Annotated in this window: 27 protein-coding genes; 5 read left to right on the top strand and 22 right to left on the bottom strand. The window is 70.5% G+C overall.

Annotated features, from left to right (window positions below; genetic code table 11):
- Window positions 1–464: 464 nt before the first annotated feature.
- Window positions 465–944 carry a hypothetical protein gene (locus ASF18_RS19570; RefSeq protein ID WP_056354233.1) on the top strand — a complete coding sequence of 160 codons (480 nt, stop codon included), beginning with the start codon at window positions 465–467 and terminating at the stop codon, window positions 942–944.
- A 141-nt stretch (window positions 945–1,085) separates the two neighbouring features.
- On the opposite strand, the gene ASF18_RS19565 is transcribed toward ASF18_RS19570, so the two are convergent.
- Window positions 1,086–1,709, bottom strand: coding sequence for a L,D-transpeptidase (locus tag ASF18_RS19565; protein WP_056211393.1), 624 nt, complete (start codon window positions 1,707–1,709; stop codon window positions 1,086–1,088).
- A gap of 181 nt (window positions 1,710–1,890) precedes the next feature.
- On the opposite strand from ASF18_RS19565, the gene ASF18_RS19560 reads away from it, so the two are divergent.
- A complete protein-coding gene (locus ASF18_RS19560) occupies window positions 1,891–2,820 on the top strand; it encodes a histone deacetylase family protein (protein ID WP_056273632.1) in 930 nt (309 codons plus the stop codon).
- A 29-nt stretch (window positions 2,821–2,849) separates the two neighbouring features.
- Here the strand turns inward: ASF18_RS19560 and ASF18_RS19555 are convergent, their stop codons facing one another.
- The 4 genes from ASF18_RS19555 to ASF18_RS19540 form a co-directional block, all read right to left on the bottom strand.
- Complete coding sequence (locus tag ASF18_RS19555; RefSeq protein WP_056211391.1) at window positions 2,850–3,047, bottom strand: hypothetical protein; 198 nt, start codon at window positions 3,045–3,047, stop codon at window positions 2,850–2,852.
- A gap of 23 nt (window positions 3,048–3,070) precedes the next feature.
- Window positions 3,071–3,694, bottom strand: coding sequence for an acyl-homoserine-lactone synthase (locus ASF18_RS19550; RefSeq protein ID WP_056211389.1), 624 nt, complete (start codon window positions 3,692–3,694; stop codon window positions 3,071–3,073).
- 149 nt (window positions 3,695–3,843) lie between these two features.
- On the bottom strand, window positions 3,844–4,578 hold the full coding sequence (locus ASF18_RS19545) for a LuxR family transcriptional regulator (RefSeq protein WP_056211387.1): 735 nt from the start codon (window positions 4,576–4,578) through the stop codon (window positions 3,844–3,846).
- Between the two features lie 96 nt (window positions 4,579–4,674).
- Window positions 4,675–5,106 carry a DUF488 domain-containing protein gene (locus tag ASF18_RS19540; RefSeq protein ID WP_056354596.1) on the bottom strand — a complete coding sequence of 144 codons (432 nt, stop codon included), beginning with the start codon at window positions 5,104–5,106 and terminating at the stop codon, window positions 4,675–4,677.
- Between the two features lie 215 nt (window positions 5,107–5,321).
- On the opposite strand from ASF18_RS19540, the gene ASF18_RS19535 reads away from it, so the two are divergent.
- Window positions 5,322–6,191 carry a GH25 family lysozyme gene (locus tag ASF18_RS19535; protein ID WP_056211385.1) on the top strand — a complete coding sequence of 290 codons (870 nt, stop codon included), beginning with the start codon at window positions 5,322–5,324 and terminating at the stop codon, window positions 6,189–6,191.
- 68 nt (window positions 6,192–6,259) lie between these two features.
- Here ASF18_RS19535 and ASF18_RS19530 read toward each other — a convergent pair whose 3' ends face one another.
- From ASF18_RS19530 to ASF18_RS19510, 6 genes are all read right to left on the bottom strand, one after another.
- Window positions 6,260–6,940: a hemolysin III family protein gene (locus ASF18_RS19530; protein ID WP_056211384.1), complete on the bottom strand. Its 681-nt coding sequence runs from the start codon at window positions 6,938–6,940 to the stop codon at window positions 6,260–6,262.
- Window positions 6,941–7,046: 106 nt separating this feature from the next.
- Window positions 7,047–7,271 carry a hypothetical protein gene (locus tag ASF18_RS23945; RefSeq protein ID WP_056354230.1) on the bottom strand — a complete coding sequence of 75 codons (225 nt, stop codon included), beginning with the start codon at window positions 7,269–7,271 and terminating at the stop codon, window positions 7,047–7,049.
- Window positions 7,272–7,499: 228 nt separating this feature from the next.
- Window positions 7,500–8,594 carry a COX15/CtaA family protein gene (locus ASF18_RS19520; protein ID WP_056354227.1) on the bottom strand — a complete coding sequence of 365 codons (1,095 nt, stop codon included), beginning with the start codon at window positions 8,592–8,594 and terminating at the stop codon, window positions 7,500–7,502.
- Window positions 8,595–8,682: 88 nt separating this feature from the next.
- A complete protein-coding gene (locus tag ASF18_RS24350; RefSeq protein WP_200917650.1) occupies window positions 8,683–8,832 on the bottom strand; it encodes a hypothetical protein in 150 nt (49 codons plus the stop codon).
- Between the two features lie 357 nt (window positions 8,833–9,189).
- Entirely contained in the window at window positions 9,190–9,375 is a 186-nt protein-coding gene (locus ASF18_RS19515) for a hypothetical protein (protein ID WP_056211377.1), read from the bottom strand.
- A gap of 210 nt (window positions 9,376–9,585) precedes the next feature.
- Entirely contained in the window at window positions 9,586–11,394 is a 1,809-nt protein-coding gene (locus ASF18_RS19510; protein ID WP_056354223.1) for an adenine deaminase C-terminal domain-containing protein, read from the bottom strand.
- A gap of 324 nt (window positions 11,395–11,718) precedes the next feature.
- Here ASF18_RS19510 and ASF18_RS19505 point away from each other — a divergent pair, with 324 nt between their 5' ends.
- Window positions 11,719–11,973 (top strand): hypothetical protein, encoded by a 255-nt coding sequence (locus ASF18_RS19505; RefSeq protein ID WP_056211374.1) that lies wholly within the window; start codon window positions 11,719–11,721, stop codon window positions 11,971–11,973.
- Window positions 11,974–12,019: 46 nt separating this feature from the next.
- Here ASF18_RS19505 and ASF18_RS19500 read toward each other — a convergent pair whose 3' ends face one another.
- The 9 genes from ASF18_RS19500 to ASF18_RS19460 all read right to left on the bottom strand — a co-directional run bounded on the left by ASF18_RS19500 (window position 12,020) and on the right by ASF18_RS19460 (window position 20,495).
- Window positions 12,020–12,235 (bottom strand): alkylphosphonate utilization protein, encoded by a 216-nt coding sequence (locus ASF18_RS19500; protein WP_056211370.1) that lies wholly within the window; start codon window positions 12,233–12,235, stop codon window positions 12,020–12,022.
- An 11-nt stretch (window positions 12,236–12,246) separates the two neighbouring features.
- Window positions 12,247–12,450 carry a hypothetical protein gene (locus tag ASF18_RS19495; RefSeq protein ID WP_056211367.1) on the bottom strand — a complete coding sequence of 68 codons (204 nt, stop codon included), beginning with the start codon at window positions 12,448–12,450 and terminating at the stop codon, window positions 12,247–12,249.
- Window positions 12,451–12,542: 92 nt separating this feature from the next.
- Window positions 12,543–13,307: an SOS response-associated peptidase gene (locus ASF18_RS19490; protein WP_056354220.1), complete on the bottom strand. Its 765-nt coding sequence runs from the start codon at window positions 13,305–13,307 to the stop codon at window positions 12,543–12,545.
- 86 nt (window positions 13,308–13,393) lie between these two features.
- On the bottom strand, window positions 13,394–15,082 hold the full coding sequence (locus ASF18_RS19485; protein ID WP_056354217.1) for a methyl-accepting chemotaxis protein: 1,689 nt from the start codon (window positions 15,080–15,082) through the stop codon (window positions 13,394–13,396).
- Window positions 15,083–15,175: 93 nt separating this feature from the next.
- On the bottom strand, window positions 15,176–16,180 hold the full coding sequence (locus tag ASF18_RS19480; protein ID WP_056211361.1) for a magnesium transporter CorA family protein: 1,005 nt from the start codon (window positions 16,178–16,180) through the stop codon (window positions 15,176–15,178).
- 10 nt (window positions 16,181–16,190) lie between these two features.
- Entirely contained in the window at window positions 16,191–17,051 is an 861-nt protein-coding gene (locus ASF18_RS19475; RefSeq protein ID WP_056211359.1) for an NAD(P)-dependent oxidoreductase, read from the bottom strand.
- Between the two features lie 3 nt (window positions 17,052–17,054).
- The gene (locus ASF18_RS19470) at window positions 17,055–17,915 is read right to left on the bottom strand and encodes an SDR family NAD(P)-dependent oxidoreductase (RefSeq protein WP_056354213.1); all 861 of its coding nucleotides are present in this window, start codon (window positions 17,913–17,915) and stop codon (window positions 17,055–17,057) included.
- The gene (locus ASF18_RS19465) at window positions 17,912–18,670 is read right to left on the bottom strand and encodes an enoyl-CoA hydratase-related protein (RefSeq protein WP_056354209.1); all 759 of its coding nucleotides are present in this window, start codon (window positions 18,668–18,670) and stop codon (window positions 17,912–17,914) included. The genes ASF18_RS19470 and ASF18_RS19465 overlap by 4 nt, the downstream gene beginning before the upstream one ends.
- 61 nt (window positions 18,671–18,731) lie before the next feature.
- Window positions 18,732–20,495, bottom strand: a complete 1,764-nt coding sequence (locus tag ASF18_RS19460; RefSeq protein ID WP_056354206.1) for an acyl-CoA dehydrogenase — start codon at window positions 20,493–20,495, stop codon at window positions 18,732–18,734.
- Window positions 20,496–20,617: 122 nt separating this feature from the next.
- On the opposite strand from ASF18_RS19460, the gene ASF18_RS19455 reads away from it, so the two are divergent.
- The gene (locus tag ASF18_RS19455; protein ID WP_056354203.1) at window positions 20,618–21,631 is read left to right on the top strand and encodes an L-threonylcarbamoyladenylate synthase; all 1,014 of its coding nucleotides are present in this window, start codon (window positions 20,618–20,620) and stop codon (window positions 21,629–21,631) included.
- Window positions 21,632–21,806: 175 nt separating this feature from the next.
- Here ASF18_RS19455 and greA read toward each other — a convergent pair whose 3' ends face one another.
- Together greA and ASF18_RS19445 are read right to left on the bottom strand one after the other, a co-directional pair.
- Entirely contained in the window at window positions 21,807–22,268 is a 462-nt protein-coding gene (gene greA / locus ASF18_RS19450; protein ID WP_056354201.1) for a transcription elongation factor GreA, read from the bottom strand.
- A 36-nt stretch (window positions 22,269–22,304) separates the two neighbouring features.
- On the bottom strand, window positions 22,305–23,297 hold the full coding sequence (locus ASF18_RS19445; RefSeq protein ID WP_056354198.1) for an MDR family oxidoreductase: 993 nt from the start codon (window positions 23,295–23,297) through the stop codon (window positions 22,305–22,307).
- Window positions 23,298–23,344: the final 47 nt, after the last annotated feature.

The following is a 23,344-nucleotide window of genomic DNA, read 5'->3' as shown; positions in this document are numbered from 1 at the left end:
AGACCAGCCGCAGACGCCAACAGTGTTCGATTGAGATGATTCACGATTCGACCCCCAAAGACTAGAACTGCCGTTTCGGCATGCGCTCGCATTGCGTGCTGGACCGACGGTCAGCACGGACGGGCATTTTATTCAGCCGACAAATCTTGGCTTGGCTTTTTTCCAGTCTGTATTGTTATAAGCTAAACACTAGTTCAGTTTATCAGTCTATGGAAGCGGGAGTCCAGTCCGTGCGACTGGTTAAATATTTTATACTCCCAAAATATCACAGTGAAGGGCCCGACTGGGCAAGGCGGAGACAAGACGCACCGATCGGCATCGTCGGTTCCAATGGGCCGATCGGATGTTCAGGGCTGTCGTCGTGGTGGTGCGTGACCGTCACGTCCCCGATCGTGCGGTTCCTTCGCGCGACCTGGCCGTTGCTCCAGGGCGGGCACGGGTTGGTCCGCCGATGATCGACCGCGTTGCGCACCCTGGCGGACGCGACGCTGCGGGCTTGGCCGGTTTCGCTGGCAGGAATCGCCTCCTCGACGAGGGAGGAGGACCGGGCGCCGGCACCCGGCGCAGCACGAGACCGTGGCCTGGAGCGCGGAGGGGCCCTCGCCTTCGTGACCGGGCCGGAGGGCCGCGATGCGATCGGCGGCTTCGAGCGCATCCTGTTCTCGGACGCGACCATCGTGCTCAACGACGGTAACCCGCTCGCGAACGACCTCGACACCCTTGCCCGCGACAAGGACGTGCTGGCCTCCGGCATGGACGCGGACGACCACTCCGCCGAGTTCGGCGCCCGGGAGGGCCGCGACCCGGCCGTCGATTTCGACACCCAGGCATGCCTCAAGGTCTGCGCGGACGTCGCCCAGGCGGGCATCGCCTCGATGCGGCGCTTCCTCCAGGTCGGACCCGTGGAGAACCGCATGGTCGTCAACGACGGCCATGTCGGCTGACGCGCGAATGCGATCGGATCGACCTTGGGGCAGGCCAGTTGCGGTCGGGCCCGGCGAAGGCGTCGCGGCGATCCGGATCGGTTCAGGACGTTCGGCCGGCCCTCGACGCGCCCCCGCCCGCGACGGACGAACTCTGGGGGATCAGCGCACCACCACCTTCGCGCCGATCGGCACCCGGTCGTAGAGGTCGACCACGTCGTCGTTGCGCATGCGGATGCAGCCCGAAGAGACCGCCTGACCGATCTTCTCCGGCTCGTTGGTGCCGTGGATGCGGAACAGCGTGTCCTTCTTGCCCTCCGCGAGATAGAGGGCGCGGGCCCCGATCGGGCTCGTGGGGCCGCCTTCCAGGCGCTTCGGCAGGTCGGGCCGGCGGGCCAGCATCTCCGGCGGCGGGTTCCAGTCCGGCCATTCGCCCTTGCGGTCGACCTCCGCCGTCCCGGCCCAGGCCATGCCGGCATGGCCCACGGCCACGGGATAGCGCACGGCCTTGCCGTCGGGCAGCACATAGTAGAGCCGCCGCTCCTTGGTGACCACGATGACGGTTCCGGGCGCTTCCCGCGTCGGGTAGTCCACGGTGGCGCGGGCGATCTTCGGATCGACGGGGGCGCTCGGCGCGAGCTTCATCCAGGCCTTGTCGCGCTCCGGCCCGCTCAAGGGGGCGGGCGCCGCGGCGAGCGGTCCGGTCGCCCCCGGACTGGTCTGGGTGTTGCAGGCGCCGAGCGGCAGCAGCGTACCGATCAGGAGGAGAAGGGCGGGCGCGCGCATGGATGAGGGCCTGTCTCGACCCGCCGGTCACCGGGCGCGGTCTGATCGATTCGTGTTCGGACAGGTCTTGCACAACCCGAGCCGAGCGCGCATCCCGGCAACGTGATCATGCGCAAGATGTGATACATTGGCATCATCTGTTGTTTCAAAGCGACAGATCGGCGGCCGCAAAGGGATGACCGTGACGACGCTGTACGTGAGCCACCCGTCCGCCCTCGATCACGCCATGCCGGAAGGGCATCCCGAACGCGCCGACCGGATCCGGGCGGTGGAGCGGGCCCTCGAGGACGAGCGCTTCGCCGGGCTGGTCCGCGGCCAGGCCCCGAGGGCCGAGACCTCGGTGCCCACCCTGGTCCATCCCGTGCCCTACGTGCAGGCGATCATCGAGGCGTCGCCGACGGAGGGCTACGTCCAGATCGACGGCGACACCCTGCTCTCCCCCGGCACCGTCGAGGCGGCCCTGCGCGGGGTCGGCGGCGCCGTGCACGCGGTCGATGCCGTGATGGCGGGCGAGTGCGCCAATGCCTTCGTGGCCATGCGGCCTCCGGGCCACCATGCCGAGCGCATGACCGCGATGGGGTTCTGCGTCTTCAACAACGCCGCCATCGCGGCGCGCCACGCCCGCGAAGCCCACGGGGCGAGCCGGGTGGCGATCGTCGATTGGGACGTCCACCACGGCAACGGCACGCAGGACATCTTCTGGGACGACCGCTCCGTGATGTACGCCTCCACCCACGAGATGCCGCTGTTTCCGGGTACGGGCGCCGCGTCGGAGCGGGGCAACCACGACACCATCGTCAACGTACCCCTGCGGGCGGGTGACGACGGCCCGGTCTTTCGCGAGGCCTTCGAGGCCGGCATCCTGCGCCGCCTCGACGCCTATGCCCCCGACCTCATCATCATCTCGGCGGGCTTCGACGCCCACCACCTCGATCCCCTCGGCCATGTCGAGCTCACCGAAGCCGATTTCGGCTGGGCGACCCGCCGCCTGATGGCGCTGGCCGATCGCCATGCCGGCGGGCGCGTCGTCTCGGTCCTGGAGGGCGGCTACAGCCTCAAGGGGCTGGGCCTCTCCGTCGCCGCCCACGTGGATGCGCTGATGGGGCGCTAAGTCTCCGGCGCCGGTCCGCCCGTTCGCCCTCAGGCGACCGGCTCCGGGACGAGGGCCGGATTGTCCGACGGATCCGCCATGGCGACGGCGATCTCGAACAGCAGAAGGTCGATCAACCGCCGCATCACCGGCGTCCCGGCCTCCGCGATGACGGCCCGCGCCGCGATGCAGTGGGCGGCGAGGACGTCGAAGGCCTCGCCCTTCGGCGGCTGGATCAGGGTGAGCATGGCAGGTCCTTTACGGCCGCGCGTCAGGCGGCGAGGTAGGGGTAGGTCGGAGCGAGGACGGAGTCGGTCCGCCCCGTGAGGGCGCGCAGGCGTGCCAGCGTCCGCTCGTCGAATTCCGCGGTGGCCGCGATGATGTCCTCGCCGCTGATCGATTGCGGCAGGCCCAGCGGCCGGGCCCGGAAGTGGAGCTGCACCACGTGCAGCAGGTAGAGGGTCGGCATTTGCAGCACGAGCTGGCGCACGCCGTTGGCGAGGCCCCACTCGACGATGCCGGAGAGCAGGCTGAGCGAGACCGGATTCACCGCCTTGCCCCGTCCGCGATGGGACCGGGCGACGGCCTGGCGCGTCCATTCCCAGGTGTCGTGGCCGCAGGGCAGCGCCACCTCGCAGAGCTGCGGCAGCACGTCGGAGAGGAGGTGTGGCCGGGTCGTCGGCAGGAGCCGGCTGTAGCCGATGACCCGCCCCGCCTCGATGGCGAGGAAGTGCATCGCGTGGGCCGTGTCGAACTGGTCGATCTCGCGCCCATCGGGACGAGCGAGGTCGAGCCAACGCTTTTCCTCGACGAAGATCGCGTGCCTCAGGCGCCAGACCTGTTCCATTTCTTCGCGGAAGCAGTATTCATTCGCGGGTGTCACGATCTGAATCATGTCGAAACCTCCGTTCCGAGGCCGGTTCTGACATGATCGGGACCGTCACAAACCTACGGGAACCCGTAGGTCGACGCCGCGAGGCGTGTAGGATCGACGCCGGCGGACCCTGCGCGGGTGGTCGCGATGGCCCCCGCGAGGGGGCCGCGTCAGGTGATCAGTCCGCGCCGCAAGGCCACCGCGACCGCTTGGGTCCGGTTGGTGGTGCCGAGCTTCGTCCGGGCCGAGCGCAGGTGGAAGTCGACCCCGTGGGTCGAGATGCCCATGACCTCGCCGATCTCCCAGTCGGTCTTGCCCTCCGCCGCCCATTGCAGGGCCTCGCGCTCCCGCGGCGCGAGCCGGGCGGCCCGCGCCGCCCCCGCCGGGCCGCGCAGGCGCAGGAGATGGCCGAAGGCGTAGGTGGCGATGAGGTGGAGCATCGGCCGGTCGCCGGGATTCAGCCCGAGGCGTTCGCCCGACAGGCTGAAGCCCGCCATGTCGCCGTCGAGGGTCATCAGCGGGACCGTGATCCCGTCGCGCAGGCGGAACTCGCCCGCCTCCGCCATCACCCGGCGGGCGCCGGCATCGTCGCCGAACCGCTCGCCCAGCTCGCTCCAGGCGAAGGGCGCCGTGCTGTGGGCGAGGTGACGGACCGTGGGGTCGTGGAAGGCGTAGCCGCGCGCCAGGTAGCGCCGGCCCCATTCCTCCGGGAAGGTGTTGACCAGGATGTGTCCGTGCTGCTGCCGCGCCGGCGTCCCCTTGCGGGGAATGGTCCCCGCCATGGCATGGGACACGCCGTGCGCCGCGAATTCCGTTACCAGCAGGCGCCCCACATCGTCGGTGCTCGCGGTCCGGTCGAGGGCCCGGAGGAAGCCCAACGTCTGATCCAGCGCCTTGCGCGTCATTGCAAATCCGGCATCGTCACCCCCGGTTGAGTGAAAACCGGATAACTCTAGATTGTCAACGCGCCGATGGCCTACGTGTGGCGAGGGCAGCGGGCATCACCCGAACAGGTCCACCGTCGTGAAGCCCCGCGCCTGCATCCGCTCGGCGAGGACGCGGCGATGGCAGCGCGCCGGCTCGCGCTCGAAGCAGAGCAGACAGATCGGCGTGCGGCCGGCCAGGGCACAGAGTTCGTCGAGGGCGAGGCCGCCATCGGCGGTGTCGAGCACCTCCTCGCAGTAGATGCGCCGCATCAGCGCGGCATCGTCGGCGCGGGCCGCCTGTCGGCCGGCCTTCGGCGTGCCGAGGCTGCGGGCATGGGCGTAGCCGATGCCGCACTCCTCCAGGCTGGTGCGCAGGGCGGTTTTGGAGAAGCCGCGCTTGCGGGAATTCGCCACGGCGCGGACATCCGCCAGGGTTCCCACCTCTGCCTCCTTCAGAGCCGCGATCAGGCGCTCGGAATCGAGACCTTCGTACCCGATGGTGAACAGAACCTTCACGGCACCCTCCTGTGTCCCAAACCCGCAGGCACGACTTGCACTTAGGGGGTGGTGCCCGTGGGGGCCAGGGTGGATGCCGACCGCCTATGTGGCTTGCCCGACACGGCTTCCGGAAATCCGCCGCATTACCGTCAAAGGTCTGTTAACCGCGCCCGGGTCATCCCTTAGCCATTGGTAGCGCGTAGAAGCTGGTGGGTCGGGCAACGATGCGGCTGTGGAACGGGACTGCCCCGGCACGTCAGAACCAGCGTGCGCCGCTGACCGCCTTGCGCGCCGGATTGCGGCGCGGCGCGGCGGTGGCCGTGCTGTCCGCCCTCGCGGCCTGCTCGGGAACCACGGATTTCTATCCGACCAAGGGCGATGCCAAGCCTCATCCCGGCGTCGCGCGGGCCAAGCAGCACCCGGTCCAGGGCATCGACATCTCGAAGTGGCAGGGTCCCGTCGACTGGATGTCGGTGCGTGCGGCCGGCACCCAGTTCGCCTTCATCAAGGCGACGGAGGGCGGCGACCACGTGGACGAGCGCTTCCGGACGAACTGGGACGGGGCCGCGCAGGCCGGCGTGCCGCGGGGCGCCTACCATTTCGTATTCTGGTGCCGCTCGGCCCAGGACCAGATGGCCTGGTTCAAGAAGAACGTCCCCAACGACCCGACCGCCCTTCCCCCCGTCCTCGACGTGGAGTGGAACGGCCATTCGCAGCTCTGCCCGAAGAAGCTGCCCAAGGCCCAGGCCCTGTCGATGATCCGCTACATGCTCGACGAGATGGAGCGCTACACCGGCAAGCGACCGATCATCTACACCGACATCACCTTCCACAAGGACGTGCTCGAGGACGAGCTGCCGGACTACCCGCACTGGGTCCGCTCCACGGCCGCCGAGCCGGAGCAGCGCTACGTCAAGCGCAAGTGGATGCTGTGGCAGTTCACCTCGACCGGGCGGGTGCCGGGCGTGCGCGGCGACGTCGACCGCAACGCCTTCTACGGCACCCCTGCCGAGTGGGCCTCGTTCCTGTCGACGGATTGCGATCCGCGCGAGCACCGCAACCTTGCCGATCGCGGACTCTGCACGGGCAAGTAGCGCCAAGGGTCGTTCCCGCCCTCGAACCTCTGACCGACGCCGAGCACGGCGTCGGACCCGGTCGCCCCTCAGGCGCCGGCGCCCATCACGGTCGCCATCACGGTCCCGTAATGGCAGGCCGTCGCAGCGAGGACGAAGGCGTGCCAGATCGCGTTCTGGTACGGCAGGCTGCGCCAGACGTGGAAGACGACCCCGAGGGAGTAGAGGACGCCGCCCAGCGCGAGCATCCAGAGGGCATCGCTGCCGAGTCGGCCGATCACCGCGTCGTAGGCGACGACCCCGCTCCACCCGAGGGTGAGGTAGAGCCCGATCGAAACCCGGTCGTAGCGCCCGGGCAGGAGCAGCTTCAGGGCGATGCCGATCGCCGCCACCAGCCAGACCGTGCCGAGAAGGCTCCACGCCGGCAATCCGTCGCCCACCAGGGCGACCAGGGGCGTGTAGGTTCCGGCGATCATCAGATAGATCAGGGCGTGGTCGGCGCGCCGCAGCAGCCATTTCCGGCGGGACACCGGCCACATGTTGTAGGTGGCCGAGACGCCGAGCATCGAGACGAGGCCGGCCGCGTAGATCGTGACCCCGGCACGCTCGAGGAGCGAGAGCGGCGAGAGGGCGGCGATCACCACGATGGCGATGGCACCCGCGACGCCGAGGGCGACACCCACGACGTGGACGGCGCCATCCGCCAGGATTTCTTTCCGGGTATAGTTCCAGGTCACTCCCGTTGGGCGTCCGTCGTCCGCTAAAAGCATCGCCGACCTCCGGTATATCCGTTGAGGCTACGCTTGAACCTGTTGCCGCGTTCCCCGCGACAACTACCGAGTTGGAGCGATCAACAGGAATCTCTTCGGGCGAGGACTAGCCCGGAAGGATGTTGGGATAACGGTTCGCGATGGCGACGGCCCAGACGGCGCCGAGCAATCCCGTCAGGCCGAGGGCCAACCAGGCCTGCTTGCCGTGACGGCGCTTCGCCGGGGATGGGGTCTGACCGGCGGAGGCGGCTGTCCGGGTCTCGGAGGTCGTCCGGGTCTCGGAGGGGGTCGGCTCGGATGCGGGCGTGCGCCGGGTCTCGGTATCCTGCATGCAGGGATCGTCCTCTCGCGGTTCAGGGGCGTCGGACGAGGGGGGACCCGAGGGCTCCGGCCGCGTTCCGACGGGGGTCGAACGTGCGGGGGCCAGAGTGGTTCGTTGCAGTGCGGTCGCGATGTGGCGATCCGCACATGCCGGGCCTCGGCCGCATCCGTCACGCGCTCGCGTCGATCCGGCAACCGTGTCGCTCAGGGAGCCCTGTCGATCACGCTGCCCGGCCGATCACGCCGTCCTGCCGGTGAGCGTTTCGTAGCCGAAGGGGGTCGACGGGCGTCCGAGGGGCGCCGGGACGTGGGATCGGGCCGCTCGCCGGGCATGGACCGTCGCCATCGTCAGCACCGCCATGGCGAAGACCTGATGGGCGAGCGCGGCCCAGAGCGGCACGGCCAGCAGCAGGGTGGTGATGCCGAGGACGGCCTGGGTGAGGACGAGGGCGGCGATGCCGGTTGCCCGGCGGCCCATGCCCGAGCCCGGGCGCGCCCGGCGGGCGTCGAACGCATGAACGAGGGCCACCGCCAGCAGCAGGTAGGCGGTCAGGCGATGGTTCAACTGCACCAGGGCGAGGTTGTCGACAAAATTCTCGATCCAGGGCGTCCCGGCGAAGAGCTCCGCGACCGGCGGGATGAGGTGCCCATCCATGGTCGGCCATGTGTTGTAGAGGAGACCGGCCTTCGAGCCTGCCACGAGGCCGCCGAGGAAGATCTGCACGACGACGAGGGTCATGATGGCCAGGGCCGTCCGGCGCAGGCGGGGCGGATCGACCTCGACGGCGGCGTCCGGCGCCCGCAATCCGGCGGCGAGCCAGACCAGACCGGCCAGGATCAGGCTGGCGGTGGTGAGGTGCAGGGCGAGCTTGAGGGGCGCCACGGCGGTCATCCCCGGCTGCAGGCCGGAGGCGACCATGATCCAGCCGATCGCGCCCTGGAGCCCGCCCAGGAGCCCGAGGCCGAGGAGGCCGAGGCCGAGGCGCCGGGTCAGGGCGCCGCGCCACCAGAACCAGAGCAGCGGCAGGAAGAAGACGAGGCCGACGATGCGACCGAGGAGGCGATGGCCCCATTCCCAGGCATACAGGACCTTGAAGTCCGAAAGCCCCATGCCCTGGTTCAGGATGCGGTACTGGGGCGTGTCGCGGTACTTGTCGAACTCCGCCGCCCAGGCCTCGGCCGAGACGGGCGGAATCGCCCCGGTGACGGGGCGCCACTCGGTGATGGAGAGCCCGGAACCGGTCAGGCGGGTGGCGCCGCCGACGGCGACCATGCCGACGACGAGGGCGGCCAGAACGTAGAGCCAGATCCGCACGCCCCGTAGGCCGGGCATCACGCCGGTCGCCTGTTCGCCTGCTCGCACCACGTCGCTCCTCGCATCCCGCCCGGGCGCCGGACGGCGCGCCTCGGATGGGTGCGGGTTAAGCGAGGTAGGCGCTGTGGGCAACGCTCAGCGACGACGCACCGGGGGCCAGGCCCTCGGCATCCAGCTCGCGCTGGCGGCTGAGCGACAGCATCTCGAGCACGGCGATGACGATCCAGGGCCCCGCGATCCCGATGAAGAACGTCATGCCTGCGAATCCTCCGGCGCGCCACGCGCGACAGCGAGAATAGGCGACGCACGGGGTTCGGCAAGACGCGAGGGGGCCCTCAGAGGGCCGCCCGCGCCAACTTCCAGGCCAGGAAGGCCAGGACACCGGCACCGAGACACCGCCGCCACGGATTCACGCCCCGTACGACCTCGTCGACGGCCCACCATGCCAGGGCCGCCGCGCCGAGAATACGCAGGTAGGGACCGATTCGGCCGCCGGGCCCGTCGAGCCAGCCGACCAGCGCGCAGCCGATGAAGATCAGCAGCGGCGCGTTCGGCCATTGTCCGATGGTGATCGCACCGGTCTTCCGGTCGCGAAAGAACCAGTCGATCGCGTTCAGGTCGGCACCCCGCTCTCGGCCTTGCGGGCCGGGGCGCAGATCTGCGGCGACACCTTGTCGAGATGCTCGCAGGCATTGCGCAGGTACCAGGCCCGCAATTCCGGCTGGCCGGGGGCTACGTACATGCCGACGAGGACGAAGGCGACGGCGCCGACGAGGATGAGGGTGAGAAGACTACGCATCGGGGCAACTCCCAGGACCGGTCTGGCGCCCCTTCCGTCCACCCGATCGTCGGGCGATCCCAAGTCCGGGTAAGCCCGGGACAAAGAAACAGCCCGCGCGCCGATCACGGCATGCAGGCTGTGTAAGCTTGGGAGGATCGAGAGGCTGTTGAGACCTGCCTGACAACGAGGAGACCCCGCCCTGGTTCCCGCGCGTGGAGCGGGAAAACGTCAGGCCGCCTGGAACAGGGGCACGATCCGCATCCCCGGCACCAGGACGAGACCCTTGTCGGTGATGCGGATCTCCGGGATCACCGAGAGCGGGATGAGGTTGAAGCCCATATACGGAATGGTGCAGCCGGCCCGGTCCCAGGCCTCCTTCAGGATCCGGACTTCCTCGGCCACGGCGGTGACGCGCTTGTCCGACAGGAGCCCCGCCACCGGCAGCGGCACCAGGGCGACCACGGCCCCGTCCTCCACCACGCAGACGCCGCCCTGGATCGCGCCGAGGGCATCGAGGGCGACGCGCATGTCGTCCTCGTTCAGGCCGGCGACGATGACGTTGTGCGAATCGTGGCCGACGCTGCTCGCCACCGCGCCCCGCTTCAGCCCGAAGGCCCGCAGCAAGCCGTGGGCGACGTTGCCGGCCCGGCCGTGGCGCTCGATCACGGTGATGAAGCAGAGATCGTTGGCCCCGAGGGTCGAGGGCCAGTCCGGTCCGGGCACGAGGTCGACGATCTCGTGGGTGAGCTCGATGCCCGGCAGCGTGGTGCGGATCGCGTTGACCCGGCATGGGCCTGTCGGCAGGTCCGGGGTCAGGGCCGGCAGCGGGTCGGGCAGGTGCATGGTGGCGTAGGCCGGCGCGGGGTAGCGGTAGGGCCGCGACAGCGCGGCGTCGAGCAACGGCGTGATCCGGCGTTCCTCGACCACGAGCTCCCCGCCGTACCAGGTGGACTGGGGCACGAGGTCGTCGTCGAGGAGCACGAGGTCGGCCCGGCGCCCGCCGCCGAAGCCGCCGATCTCCCCATCGAGGCCGTAGCGGGCGGCGGGGTGCAGCGAGCCCATCGACCAGGCCTGGACCTTCGGGACGCCCATGCGCACCGCCTCGCGCACGACCCAGTCGAGGCCGAAGGCGAGGAGATCCTGCGCGTCGCGGTCGTCGGTGCAGACGCAGATCCGCTTGGCCGCGGCGCCGTAATCCAGGATGGTGCCGATGGCTTTCGGCAGGCTGTGCCAGGGCGTGGTCGGCGGGCCGCCGCGCAGGTAGATCCAGATTCCGGCCTCCAGGAGGTCGTCGGCGATGTCGCGGTCGATCGCCTCGTGCGTGTCGGTGACGCCGCTGGCGGCGTAGGCCGCCACGAAGTCGCGTCCATAGATGTGGCCCGAGACCGGGCGACCGCGCTCCAGGGCGGCCTGGATGATGGCATGGGCGCGGGGATCGCCCTCGCAGACCGCCACGAAATCCATCTTCTCGCCGAGGCCGATCGCCTCCGGCCAGGCATCGAACAGGGCCGCGATCTTGGCGGCATCGAGGTCGCCGCCCGCGGTCTCCAGTTCGGGCGAGGTCGCCGGCACCGTGCTGGGCACCGTGAGGTAGATGTTCAGGGGCGCCGCGCGGGCATCCTCCAGCATCCAGGCGATGCCGTCGGCGTCGAGGACGTTGCCGATTTCGTGGCTGTCGCAGACGATCGTGGTGGTGCCGTTGAGGAGCGCGGCCTCGGCATAGGCACAGGCCGTGACCATGCTGCTCTCGATGTGCAGGTGCGGGTCGACGAGGCCCGGCGCGAGGAGCCCGCCGCCGAGGTCGCGCCGGGGCGCATTGCCCCGGTAGGTTCCCGCCGGCTTCACCGCCGCGATCCGCCCGCCGGCGATCCAGACCTCGCGATGCGGCAGGATGCGCTCCGAGTAGGTCGAGAGCAGGCGGGCGCCGGTGAGGACGCGGTCGGGCTCCGCGCGGCCGGAGGCCACGGCCGAGAGGTGTCGCGTCATCCGGCTCAACGGTTCGACGGAGAAGCGCGTCAGCGGTCGCGTGTCGGTCATGCGGTCTCCCGGCTCCGTGGCACTCGACGTGTCCGTCGGATCTGGCGTGCGCCGGGGCCGCCACGCCGGCCCGGCCGTTCCGCGGCGCATGCATCGTGCCAGACACCGGGCCGGGCGGACAGGCGGTGCGACCCGGCGAAACGGGTTGCCAAGCGGGAACGGCGAGACCATTTAAGACAGATGCCGATCGCGACCCCGCGTCGCTCGATCGGAGACGGCCACGAGGCCGGGCCTGGGTGACGCCGGATGTACGCGCACCCGCCCCGCCCATCCGTGGCCGTCGGCGTCTCTTCCCCACCCCTGCAGTTCGAGCACCGTCCCGTCATGGCCAAGCGTACCAAGTCGAAACCGCAGGAGCGCGGCTCCGTCCTGTTCGACGTCGTCTATGACGACGAGTCCCGCGCCTCCAACCGGCGCGTCCCAATGGAGATCCTCGGCGGCCTCGACGGCGACGAGCCGGCCCGCCAGCTCATCGAGGACCAGGACCGCGCCATTTCCGAGAAATCCGGTCGTCCCCTGCGGGCGATCCGCAGCCTGACCCGCTCGCCCGCCCGCGTCTCCACGGCGTCCGACGAGTAGGCGCTCGCCAGGCCGGCCTGCGGCGCGGGGCCGGCGAGGCCCCGCCTCAGGCCTTCTTGAGGAATTCGGCCCTCAGCACGAGGCCCTTCACCTTCTCGGCATTGCCCTCGATCTCGGACGGATCGTCGGTCAGGCGGATGTTCTTGATCAGCGTACCGCGCTTCAGGGTCGCCGAAGTTCCCTTCACCTTCAGGTCCTTGATCAGCGTCACCGCGTCGCCGTCTGCGAGCTTGGTGCCGTTCGCATCCCGGGTCTCGTCCATCGCCCGCGCCCTCAGCTCTCGGGACGCAGGTAGGGTCGGCCGGCATCCACGAGCGCCCGGTCCACGGCCTCGATGGCAAGGAGGATGCGGGTGAGGTCCTCGGCCGCCGAGGGCGCCGCGACCTCGCTGCTGCCGATCCGCCGGGCGAGCGCAGCGCGCTGACGGGCCAGGCTGTCCCGCGCCCGGTTCATCTGGTCGATCTCTTCCGCCGTCATGCTGTGCTCCCCTGAACGCCCGGCCGGGCCGCGGGAGCGATGCGACCTTTGGGGGCCGAACGCAAGGACGGCGTCGTCCCGAGGGTCCCCCTTCAGAACAGGGCACCCTGCGCATCCTCGTCGCTGGAGCGCGGCTGCGCGGCGGGCGGGGCAGACCGCCCGGCTTCGCCCCTCTGCGGCCGGGCCAGGGGCTCGATGAGGTCCGGCGCATCGATGCGGGCGTCGTTCACCCGGGCGCTGACGGGGTCCAGCGTGAGCCAGTCATCGGGACAGGGGCGGCACAGCTTCACCGCGGCGTCCGGCTCCGTGTCGCGGGTGTCGAACCAGGAATCGATCTGGTCCGGCGCGAGGATCGCCGGCATGCGGTCGTGCACCGCCGCCATCGTGCCGTTCGCGTCCGTGGTGACGACGGCCGCCGTGTCGACCTCCGAGCCGTCAGCCCCGAGCCAGTTTTCCCAGAGGCCCGCGAGCGCCATCGGTGCCCGGTCGGCGCGGCGGATCATGAAGGGGGTCTTCGTCGCGGCCTTGCCCGTCCCCTCCCGGCGCCACTCGTAGAACCCGTCGGCCAGGAAGACGCAGCGGCGGTGGCGCAGGGCGCCGCGGAAGGTCGGCTTCTCCCGCAGGGTCTCGGACCGGGCGTTGATGACGAGGGGGAAGTCCTTCGGGTCCTTGACCCAGCTCGGCCACAGACCCCAGCGCACCAGCCGGAACCGGCGCCGCCCGCCCTCGGACAGCACCACCGGCACCGGCTGGGTCGGCGCCACGTTGTACCGGGGCGGGAAGTTCGGCAGCTCGGGATAGCCGTAGAACGCCCGGAAGATGTCCGGAGCCTGGGCGATGAAGAAGCGTCCACACATCCGCGGACGATCCGCAAATTCGACCCGATGGGCAAGGGGCTCAGGCCCCCCGGGGCGACGGATCCCCCGGGGGCGCGTCGCCTGTCTCAGGCGGCGCGGACGCCGGCGAGGAAGCGGCCGACCTCCTGGCCGAGATGATCGGACTGGCGCGCGAGGGCCGAGGCGGACGCCAGGACCTGGCTTGCCGCGGCGCCGGTTTCCTCGGCCGCTCCCGCCACGCCGGCGATGTTGGCCGTGACCTCGCCCGTGCCGGTGGAGGCCTGCGCGACGTTGCGCACGATCTCCTGGGTCGCCGCGCCCTGCTCCTCGACGGCCGCCGCGATGGTGGTCGCCACCGCGCTGATCTCGTCGATCCGGCCGCGGATGGCGTCGATGGCGTGCACGCTCTCGGCCGTGGCGCCCTGGATCCGCGCGATCTGCGTGCTGATCTCGTCGGTGGCCCGGGCCGTCTGCCCGGCCAGTTCCTTCACCTCGGTCGCCACCACGGCGAAGCCGCGCCCGGCCTCGCCGGCCCGGGCCGCCTCGATCGTGGCGTTCAGCGCGAGGAGGTTGGTCTGACCGGCGATGTCGGAGATCAGCTTGACCACGTCGCCGATCCGCGCCGTCGCGCCGCTGAGTTCCTGCACCAGGGCGGCGGTCGTGCCGGCCTCGCGCACGGCGGCGCCGGCGAGCTCGGCCGAGCCCTGCACCTGGCGGCCGATCTCCTGCACGGAGGAGCCGAGCTCCTCGGCCGCCGCCGCCACCGTCTCGACGTTCGAGGCTGCCTCCTCGGCGGCGGCGGCCACCGACAGGGAACGCCCGGCGGTCTCGCTCGCGGTGCCGCTCATGGCCTGGGCGGTCGCCTGCAACTCGCCCGCGGCCCTGCCCACGGAGTCCACGATGCCGCCCACGGCACGCTCGAAGCCGTCGGCCATCTCCTGCATCGCCCGGCGGCGCTGGGCCTCGGCCCCGGCCCGGGCCGAGGCCGTGTCCGCCTCGAGGGCCTTCATGCGGATCAGACTCTCCTTGAAGACCTGGACGGCGTCGGCGATGCGGCCGATCTCGGTGCCGGTGCCCTGGTGCGGGACCGTCACGGCGAGGTTCCCGGCGGTGAGCGCCGTCATCGGCTGCACCACCGAGTCGATGCCCCGCGTGACGCTGCGGATGATCAGGGTCGCGAGCAGGACCGCGAGCACGACGGCCACGCCGAGGGCCGCCAGCGCGATCGAGGTCGTCTGGGACGCGAGGGCGACGCCCTCCGCCTCGGCCTGCGCGGCGCCGGCGTCGTTGATCTCGATGAGCTTCTCCAGGGCGGTGGAGGCGCGCCGCCGCGGCTCGACGCCGTCGGAGAGGTAGAGGGCGTAAGCCTCGCCCTTCGGGGCGGTGCGGGCGGCGGCGACGATCCGGTCGGCCACGCCGAAGAAGGTGGTGACCTCCCGCCTGAAGGCCTGGAAATGCCCGCGCTCCGCATCCGAACTGATCAGGCGCTCGTAGCTCTTCGACAGGGCACCGACCTGTTCCCGGCGCTTGGTCATGTCGGCCTCGATCTTGGCCTGGTCGCCGGCATCCGTGGTCTGCGTCACGCGCAGTAGGCTCGTGGTGTAGCGGGCCAGGGCGACGTCGATCCGACCGCTCACCTGCACGCTCGGAAGCCAATTGGTCTGGACGGCGGTGAGTAGTGCGTTGATCCGTCCGACACCGGACATTCCAAGCCAGCCAATTGCGACGATGAAGAATGTGATGATCGCGAAGCTGGCAACCAACCGAGTGCGGATGGTCAGGGTCTTGAAGGTCATGGAACCGCTCCAAGAGCATGCATCCGCCCTCCGGATCATGCCAAGCGCGGTTACATTGCATCGGCATCCTTAACAGGATGCATCGGATACTCGCTACAACCAGCGTTTCCAGCGGAAGAACACGTATGGAAGGACAGCCGCCACGACCATCATCACGACTGCCATCGGGTATCCGAATCCCCAATCCAATTCGGGCATCGCCTTGAAGTTCATGCCGTAGATCGAGGCGATCAGGGTCGGCGGCATGAACACGACCGCCATGACCGAGAACAGCTTGATGATGTTGTTCTGCTCCAGGTTCACCAGGCCGAGCGTGGCGTCGAGGAGGAACTGGATTTTGGAGGACAGGAAGGTGGCGTGCTCCTCCAGGGACTGCAGGTCGCGCAGGGTGGAGCGGACGTCCTCGCGCAACTCGCGCGGCGCCTTGGCGGTGCGGTAGGTCGCCGAGAGCGAGAGCAGGATGCGCTCCATCGAGACCAGGCTCTCGCGCTGCTTCGAGATCAGGTCGCCGTGGCGCCCGAGCGCCCGGAGGGTGTCCTGCAACGCGGTGTTGCGGGCGCTCGGGTCCTCCTTCTCCTCGAAGATCTTGCCCGAGAGGCGGTCGATGCGCTCCCCCTGGAGCTGGAGCACGTCGGCCGCCCGGTCGATCACCGTCTCGATCAGCCCGGCCAGGATGGTCTCGCCCGAGGGCACGGCCGAGGGGCCGTTGCCCGTCGAGCGGCCGGCCCGCTGGGTGTACATCCGGAAGGCCTGCGGCTCCTCGTAGCGCACCGTGACGAGGCGGCTGCCGCGCAGGATGAAGGTGATGCCGGCCAGCCCCGGCTCCTCGGATTCGCTGACCTTGCTCAGCACCCGGCCGGTCATGTAGCGCGCCCCGTCCTCGACGTAGAGGAGTTCGGAGGGCTCGATGTCCTTCATTTCCTCGCGGGTCGGCACCGAGATGCCCATGAAGACCTCGACCTTGAGGTCCTCCTCCCGGCTCGGCCGCACCATGTCGAGCCAGACGGTGTCGTCGGGGATCGGCTCCTGCAATTCGAGGGAACGGCGCTCGAGCAGGGTCTGCCCGGCGCCGGCGACCGGCTGGTGGATGAAGATCACGCGGGATGTCTCAGGCGAAGGCCCCGGGAGGCGGTGTGCTCGCATCCGGCACGAAGAAGTCCGGCGCAAGAGGAATGCCGGGTGTGACCCGGTATTTTGAAAAGTCCGTGACACCCTGCTCCGCCAGGAAGCTGTCGTCGATGAGGAAGCGGCCCGTCACCGCGCGGGCGGGCAGGCGGAAAAGCGCGTGGGCGGCGTCGGCCAGGATCTCGGGCGTGCGGCTCGCCTGCATCAGCGCCTCGCCGCCCAGCAGGTTCTGCACCGCCGCCGTGGCGATGGTGGTGCGCGGCCAGAGAGCGTTCACGGCGATGCCCTGGCGCTTGAGCTCGCCGGCGAGCCCGAGCACGCAGAGCGACATGCCGTACTTGGCGATCGAGTAGGCGAGGTGCGGCGCGAACCACTTCTCCGCCATGTCGAGGGGCGGCGACAGCATGACGATGTGCGGGTTTTCTGCCTTGGCGAGGTGCGGGATCGCGTACTTGCTGACCATGTAGGTTCCGCGCGTGTTGACGCCATGCATCAGGTCGAAGCGCTTCATCTCGGTCTCGGGCGTCCGGGTCAGCGCGATCGCGCTGGCGTTGTTCACCACGATGTCGATGCCGCCGAAGGTCTCGGCCGTTCGGGCGATGGCGGAGGCGACGCTGTCCTCGTCGCGGACATCCACCAGGAGCGGCAGCGCCCGGCCGCCCGCCGACTCGATGGCGGCGGCGGCGGTGTGGATGGTGCCCGCTAGCTTGGGATGCGGCGCGTCGGTCTTGGCCGCGATGGCGATGTTGGCGCCGTCGCGGGCCGCCCGCAGGGCGATGGCGAGTCCGATGCCGCGGGACGCCCCGGTGATGAACAGGGTTTTGCCCTGCAGCGAATCGCTCATGTCTCAGCTCTCCTCGGCGTTGATCTGGAAGCGGGCCGGCTGCGTGCCGTCCGCATCGGTGAAGCCGTATTCGGCCGCGAGGTCGCCCGCATGGAGGATCTGCCCGGCCCGCGCCGCCACGGCCGGGTCGGCCGCCAGGGCGGCCAGCGCCCGGCCGGCATAGAGCGGGCTCTCCGTCGCCCGGTCGGCATGGCCGACGTCGACGGCGCGCTCGGTGCGCACGAAGCCGGGGGACAGCCCGAGCGCCGTGACCCCATGCCGCGCCAGTTCCTCGGCGCAGGCGAAGGCCAGCCGGTTCGTGGCCGCCTTGGTCAGGTCGTAGAAGATGTCGCCGAGATAGCCCGGCGCGGTGTCGAACGAGACGAAGGTGATGAGGCCGGATTTCGCCGAGACCATCGCGGGGGCGACGGCGCGGGCGAGGAGGAGGGCCGGATAGGGGCCGCTCCCGAAGAAGTCCGAAAACGGCTCGGCCGAGCGGCGCCAGAACGGCGTGCCCCAGGCGGCGCCATCGGCGTAGCGCTCGCCGTCATAGCCCTCGTTGCCGCCCCAGACGCTGGAGACCGCCACGTCGATGCGCCCGAACCGGCGCAGGGCCCAGTGGACCAAGGTGTCGACGGCGCGCTCGCTGGTGTGGTCGCAGAGGTAGTGATGGCCCTCGCCACCGGCGGCATCGACCGCGCGGGCGGTATCCTCGATGGTCTCGGGCCGCCCCTCCGTGCGTGGCCCGGTCTCGCTGGACCGGGCGGTGACGATGACGGTGGCGCCGGCTTCGCCGAGCCCCCGCGCCAAGCCGCGTCCCACCCCGCGCGAGGCGCCGGCGACGAGGCAGATCTTTCCGCGCAGCAGGTCCGGTGCGGGGGTCACGCCGGCTTGGCCCGGCCGAGGAAGCGCGAGAAGGCGGCCTGGGCCTCGGGCGACCGCAGGCGCTCCTCGAAGGCCACGGCCTCGGCCTCCAGGGCGGCGTCCAGGGCGGCCTGGTCGCCCCGGATCAGCGCCCGCGTCGCCTGCACCGCCCCGCGCGGCAGCCCGGCGAGGCGCGCGCCCTGCGCACGGGCATGCTCCAGCAGCAGCCCGGCCGGCATCACCCCGTTGACGAGCCCGAGACCCAGCGCTTCGTCCGCGTCGAAGGGCTGGCTCAGGAGCAGCATCTCCGTGGCCTTCAGGAGCCCGACCCGGCGCGGCAGCAGGTAGCTCGACGCCGCCTCCGGCACGAGGCCGAGTTCCACGAAGGGCATGCGGAAGCGGGCCGCCGGGCTGGCATAGACGAGGTCGCAGTGCAGGGTCAGAGTCGTGCCGATCCCCACCGCGATCCCGTCCACGGCCGCGATCATCGGCGTGCGCGTGCGGGCGAGCTGGCGGATGAACTGCAGGGCCGGCGCCTCGCGGAACGGCTTGCTCGCGCCCGCGACGAAATCGGCGAGGTCGTTGCCCGCGCTGAAGGCGCCCGGCGCCCCAGCGAACACCACGGCGCCGATCGCATCGTGTTCGTCGGCCTCCACCAGGGCGGCGCGCAGGGCGTCGTACATGGCGCCGGTCAGCGCATTCTTCTTCTCGGGCCGGTCGATGCGGATGAGGCGGACGCCGTCGGCGGTATCCGCGATCGCGATGTGCTCGCTCATGGTGCCCTGCCCTCCTGGATGGTGTTCGATCCGCGCGAGTGCGACGCTCGGCGGGGCCGGATCAGCTCGCCAGGGCGAGGGCGGCGTCCTCAATGAAGCGCCCACCCGCGACGACGCTCTCCTCCAGGCCGCCCACGGCGGTCAGCAGGTTGTCGGCGAAGAACCGGGCCAGCGCGATCCGGCCAGCATGGGCGGGATCGGTGTCCCCCGCCTCGAGCGCCGCGTGGGCGGCGAGCGCCTGGCGACCGAGGCAGGCGCCCCCCTGGACCAGGCCGAACAGGCGCAGGTACGGCGTCGCGCCCGCCAGCGCCGCCTCCGGCCGGTTCGACGCGAGGGCCTTGAGCTGGAAGCTCGTCGCCCGGTCGAGGCTCTCGATGCCGGCACGCAGCCGGGCGCCGAGGCTGCCGAAGGCCGGATCGGGATCCTTGAGGAAGCCCTCGGCGGTCCGGCGCAGGCTCGCGATCTGCGCCCGCACCGTCGCCCCGCCGTTGAGCGGCAACTTGCGGGCGACGAGGTCGATGGCCTGGATGCCGTTCGTGCCCTCGTAGATGCCGAGGATGCGAGCGTCGCGCATGTGCTGGGCGGCGCCGGTCTCCTCGACGAAGCCCATGCCACCATGGACCTGGACACCCAGCGAGGTCACCTCGTTGGCGATGTCGGTGGAGAAGGCCTTGGCCACCGGCGTCAGCAGCGAGGCGCGGTCATGCGCCCCCTGCCCTTCCGGGCCCTCAGCCGCGTCGAGGGCGGCGGCGGTAAGGTAGCAGATGCCGCGCGCGGCCTGGGTGAAGGCCTTCATGGTCAGCAACATGCGCTGCACGTCGGCGTGGTCGACGATAGGGCTGGTCTCGGGGGCGCCGGGCGCCTTGCCCTGGCGTCGGTCGCGGGCATAGCCCAGCGCCTGCTGGTAGGCCCGCTCGGCGATGCCGACGCCCTGGAGGCCGACGTTGAGGCGGGCCGAGTTCATCATCGTGAACATGCAGGCGAGCCCGCGATTCTCCTCACCGATCAGCCAGCCGACGGCGCCGCCGTCGTCGCCGAAAGCCATCGAGCAGGTGGGCGAGCCGTGGATGCCGAGCTTGTGCTCGATGCCGGAGCAGCGCAGGTCGTTGCGGCTGCCGTCCGCCAGGATCTTGGGCACGAGGAACAGCGAGATTCCGCGGGTGCCGGCGGGCGCGTCCTTGAGCCGGGCCAGCACGAGGTGGACGATGTTGTCGGTGAGGTCGTGCTCGCCGTAGGTGATGTAGATCTTCGCGCCGACGATGCCGTAGCGACCGTCCCCCAGGGGTTCGGCGCGGCTGCGCAGCAGGGCCAGGTCCGAGCCGGCCTGCGGCTCCGTCAGGTTCATGGTCGCGGTCCATTCGCCCGAGATCAGCTTGGCGAGGTAGCGCGTCTTGAGGTCGTCCGACCCGTGCTGGGCCAGGGCCTCGATCCCGCCCGCCGTGAGGAGCGGGCAGAGGCCGAAGGCGATGCTCGCTGCGTTCCACATCTCGTTGCAGGCGGCGTTGAGCACGAGGGGCAGGCCTTGCCCGCCATGGTCGGGGTCGGCGCTGAGGCCGTTCCAGCCGCCGGCGATCCAGGTCCGGTAGGCTTCGCGCCAGCCCGGCGGGGTGGTGATGGCGCCGTCCTTGAGCGGCGTGCCGTGCCGGTCGCCGACCCGGTTGAGGGGGGCGATCACCGATTCGGCGACCTTGCCGGCCTCGGCCAGGACGGCTTCCGCGTCGTCGACGGCGAGGTCGCCGTGCAGGCCGGCCGCCAGGGCAGCGTCGAGCCCGGCCACGTGGCGCAGGGCGAACAGCATGTCGGCCACCGGAGCGCGATAGGTCATGTTGCTTCCTCCCGCGCCTTGGTTGAATCGACGCGTGTCGCCCCGTGTTTGACGCATGGCCCGGACGGGCGCTAGGCCCAGGCTTTCCCCGCCGAAGGGGCGCCAGCGAAGATAGTTTAGATATGAACGATCTCGGGTCAATCCCCGACACCGCGATCCCGGCGGTGGCGACGCGTCGGCTCACCGAGGACGCCGCCGGGATCGCGGCGGCCGCGTCCCTGCTCCGGGCCGGGCAGGTCGTGGCCTTCCCCACTGAGACGGTCTACGGCCTCGGGGCCGATGCCACCGATCCGGCGGCGGTCGCGAAGATTTTTGCCGCCAAGGCGCGGCCGCGCTTCAATCCGCTGATCGCGCATCTCGCCGACGCGGAGTCGGCCTTCGCCGAGGGCCTGTTCGACGACGCGGCGCGCAGCCTTGCCACGGCGTTCTGGCCCGGCCCTCTGACCCTAGTGGTGCCCGCCGCGCCGGGCTGCCGCGTCTGCGACCTCGCTCGGGCCGGCCTGCCGAGCGTCGCCCTCCGGGTGCCGGCGCCCGACCTGACCCGGGCCCTGCTGGCGCAGGTCGGGCGTCCTGTCGCCGCGCCTTCCGCCAACCGTTCGGGACGCGTCAGCCCGACCAACGCCGATCACGTCCTGGCGGATCTCGAGGGCCGGATCGCTGCCGTGCTGGATAGCGGCGAGACGCCGGTCGGCGTCGAATCCACCGTGGTGGCCTGTCTCGGCGGCCCACCCCGACTGCTGCGGCCCGGGGGCGTCACACGGGAGGCGCTGGAAGCGCGCCTCGGCTTCGCTCTGGCCGGCCCGGAGCGGGGGGATACGGCCCATCCGGTCGGCCCGGGACTCCTCGCCTCCCACTATGCGCCGCGGGCGCAGGTCCGCCTCGAGGCGACCGCCGCCGCACCGGACGAAGTGGCGCTGCTGTTCGGACCGCATCCGCTCCCGGGAGCGGATGCGGCGCATGCGCGCCTCAACCTCAGTCCCACAGGGGATCTCGCCGAGGCCGCGGCCCGGCTGTTCTCGGCCCTGCGCCAGCTCGACGGCCTCGGGGCGCCGGTGATCGCGGTGGCGCCCATTCCAGAGCGGGGTCTTGGCGAAGCGATCAACGACCGGCTTCGGAGGGCCGCGGCGCCGCGCTGAAATTTTTTCGGGATGCGCTGGAACCAAGCCGCCGGGGGCGTGTTTTCCCCGTACGAAGGCCAGTTCAGCCCCCAATGGCCTTTTCCCTTCTCGGGCTCGGAGCAATCCGAGCCTTTTTTCTTGCGCGTCATTCGGGCCCTAACCACGGCGCCCTGACCCGATTTACGAGACCCCGTCAGGCGATTTCCAGGATCTCGCTCTCGTTCCCGTTCACCTCGACGACATCGCCTGTGACCTTGCCGGTCAGCGCGCGCGCCATCGGCGAGACATAGGAGATCGTGCCCTGGGCCGGGTCGGCCTCGTCCTCACCAACGATCCGGTAGGTACGGCGGCTGTCGTCCTCGGCCAGGATCGTCACCGTCGAGCCGAAACGGACCACGTCGCCCGGCTCCGCCTCGACCAACTGCGCGGAACTGCGCCGGGCAGTCCAATAAGCGAGATCACGATTCACCCGGGCTACGTCGGCCTGGGCCTCGGGCGTCAGGGCCGAGAACGCGGCCTGAAGGCGTGCGACCTCCGCCTCGATATGGGCCAGGCCCTCGGGGGTGACGAAATTCGGGTGCGAAGAGATCGTGCGTTCGGGAAGATCCTCGAACACCGCTTCACCTTCACGCTCACGGACGAATGCTTGGCTCATGATCGGGGAAACGCCCGGCGCCTGCCCGACGTTCCGTCATGCTCGGGCGACCTCGACCACCGTGCGTCCCCGGACCCGGCCTTCGAGGATCGCCCGTGCCACCGTATCGACGCCGGCCAGCGGCACCGTCTGGGTCATCGCCGTAAGCTTGTCGTGATCGAGCTCCCGGGCGAGCCGGTCCCAGGCCGCCCGGCGCTTCGGTTGCGGCGTCGTCACGCTGTTGATGCCGAGCAGGGAGACCCCGCGCAGGATGAACGGGGCGACCGAGGTCGGCAGGTCCATGCCCTGCGCCAGACCGCAGGCGGCGACCGCACCGTCCACCTTCGTCCCCGCCAGGACATTGGCAAGGGTGACCGAACCGACCGCATCCACCGCCGCTGCCCAGCGCTCCATGGCCAGCGGCTTGCCGGGCTGGCTCAGCTCCGCGCGGTCGAGAATTTCCGAGGCACCGAGGCCGCGCAGGTAGTCGGATTCCGCATCGCGGCCGGTGGAGGCGATGACGTGCCAGCCGGCCCGCGCCAGCAAGGCCACCGCCACGGACCCGACGCCACCCGAGGCGCCGGTGACGAGAACCGGTCCTTGTGACGGAGTCGCGCCGTGGTGGTCGAGGGCCATCAGGCAGAGCATCGCCGTATAACCGGCGGTGCCGATCGCCATCGCCTGGGCGGGGCTCAGGCCCTGGGGAAGCGGCACCAGCCAGTCACCTTTGACCCGGGCGCGCTGCGCATAGGCCCCGAGATGGGTCTCGCCGACGCCCCAACCGGTGAGCACCACCGCATCGCCGGGCTGGTAGTCGGGATGATCCGAGGTCTCGACGATCCCGGCGAAGTCGATGCCGGGAATCATGGGGAAACGGCGCACCACCGGCGACTTGCCGGTCATCGCCAGCCCGTCCTTGTAGTTCACCGTGGAGTGGGTGACCCGGACCGTGACGTCGCCTGGCATCAGGTCGGCGTCGTCGAAATCCTGGAAGGCGAGGGATTGCCCCGTCTCGGTCTTCTCGATGACCCAAGCCTTGAACCGACCCATGGCACGCCTCCACTGACGGGACTGAGGTGTGGCACGGACGGTCCGAA

Origin of the sequence: Methylobacterium sp. Leaf89, from assembly GCF_001422215.1 — a bacterium.
Classification (GTDB): Bacteria; Pseudomonadota; Alphaproteobacteria; order Rhizobiales; family Beijerinckiaceae; genus Methylobacterium.
This window is presented reverse-complemented; position numbering and strand designations above follow the sequence as displayed.

Bases quoted from the DNA above. Each gene is read 5' to 3' on its own strand.
- ASF18_RS19565 (WP_056211393.1), bottom strand. From the start codon at position 1,709: ATGCGCGCGCCCGCCCTTCTCCTCCTGATCGGTACGCTGCTGCCGCTC.
- ASF18_RS19555 (WP_056211391.1), bottom strand. From the start codon at position 3,047: ATGCTCACCCTGATCCAGCCGCCGAAGGGCGAGGCCTTCGACGTCCTC.
- ASF18_RS19550 (WP_056211389.1), bottom strand. From the start codon at position 3,694: ATGATTCAGATCGTGACACCCGCGAATGAATACTGCTTCCGCGAAGAA.
- ASF18_RS19545 (WP_056211387.1), bottom strand. From the start codon at position 4,578: ATGACGCGCAAGGCGCTGGATCAGACGTTGGGCTTCCTCCGGGCCCTC.
- ASF18_RS19535 (WP_056211385.1), top strand. From the start codon at position 5,322: ATGCGGCTGTGGAACGGGACTGCCCCGGCACGTCAGAACCAGCGTGCG.
- ASF18_RS19530 (WP_056211384.1), bottom strand. From the start codon at position 6,940: ATGCTTTTAGCGGACGACGGACGCCCAACGGGAGTGACCTGGAACTAT.
- ASF18_RS23945 (WP_056354230.1), bottom strand. From the start codon at position 7,271: ATGCAGGATACCGAGACCCGGCGCACGCCCGCATCCGAGCCGACCCCC.
- ASF18_RS19520 (WP_056354227.1), bottom strand. From the start codon at position 8,594: ATGCCCGGCCTACGGGGCGTGCGGATCTGGCTCTACGTTCTGGCCGCC.
- ASF18_RS24350 (WP_200917650.1), bottom strand. From the start codon at position 8,832: ATGACGTTCTTCATCGGGATCGCGGGGCCCTGGATCGTCATCGCCGTG.
- ASF18_RS19515 (WP_056211377.1), bottom strand. From the start codon at position 9,375: ATGCGTAGTCTTCTCACCCTCATCCTCGTCGGCGCCGTCGCCTTCGTC.
- ASF18_RS19510 (WP_056354223.1), bottom strand. From the start codon at position 11,394: ATGACCGACACGCGACCGCTGACGCGCTTCTCCGTCGAACCGTTGAGC.
- ASF18_RS19505 (WP_056211374.1), top strand. From the start codon at position 11,719: ATGGCCAAGCGTACCAAGTCGAAACCGCAGGAGCGCGGCTCCGTCCTG.
- ASF18_RS19500 (WP_056211370.1), bottom strand. From the start codon at position 12,235: ATGGACGAGACCCGGGATGCGAACGGCACCAAGCTCGCAGACGGCGAC.
- ASF18_RS19495 (WP_056211367.1), bottom strand. From the start codon at position 12,450: ATGACGGCGGAAGAGATCGACCAGATGAACCGGGCGCGGGACAGCCTG.
- ASF18_RS19490 (WP_056354220.1), bottom strand. From the start codon at position 13,307: ATGTGTGGACGCTTCTTCATCGCCCAGGCTCCGGACATCTTCCGGGCG.
- ASF18_RS19485 (WP_056354217.1), bottom strand. From the start codon at position 15,082: ATGACCTTCAAGACCCTGACCATCCGCACTCGGTTGGTTGCCAGCTTC.
- ASF18_RS19475 (WP_056211359.1), bottom strand. From the start codon at position 17,051: ATGAGCGATTCGCTGCAGGGCAAAACCCTGTTCATCACCGGGGCGTCC.
- ASF18_RS19465 (WP_056354209.1), bottom strand. From the start codon at position 18,670: ATGAGCGAGCACATCGCGATCGCGGATACCGCCGACGGCGTCCGCCTC.
- ASF18_RS19460 (WP_056354206.1), bottom strand. From the start codon at position 20,495: ATGACCTATCGCGCTCCGGTGGCCGACATGCTGTTCGCCCTGCGCCAC.
- ASF18_RS19455 (WP_056354203.1), top strand. From the start codon at position 20,618: ATGAACGATCTCGGGTCAATCCCCGACACCGCGATCCCGGCGGTGGCG.
- greA (WP_056354201.1), bottom strand. From the start codon at position 22,268: ATGAGCCAAGCATTCGTCCGTGAGCGTGAAGGTGAAGCGGTGTTCGAG.
- ASF18_RS19445 (WP_056354198.1), bottom strand. From the start codon at position 23,297: ATGGGTCGGTTCAAGGCTTGGGTCATCGAGAAGACCGAGACGGGGCAA.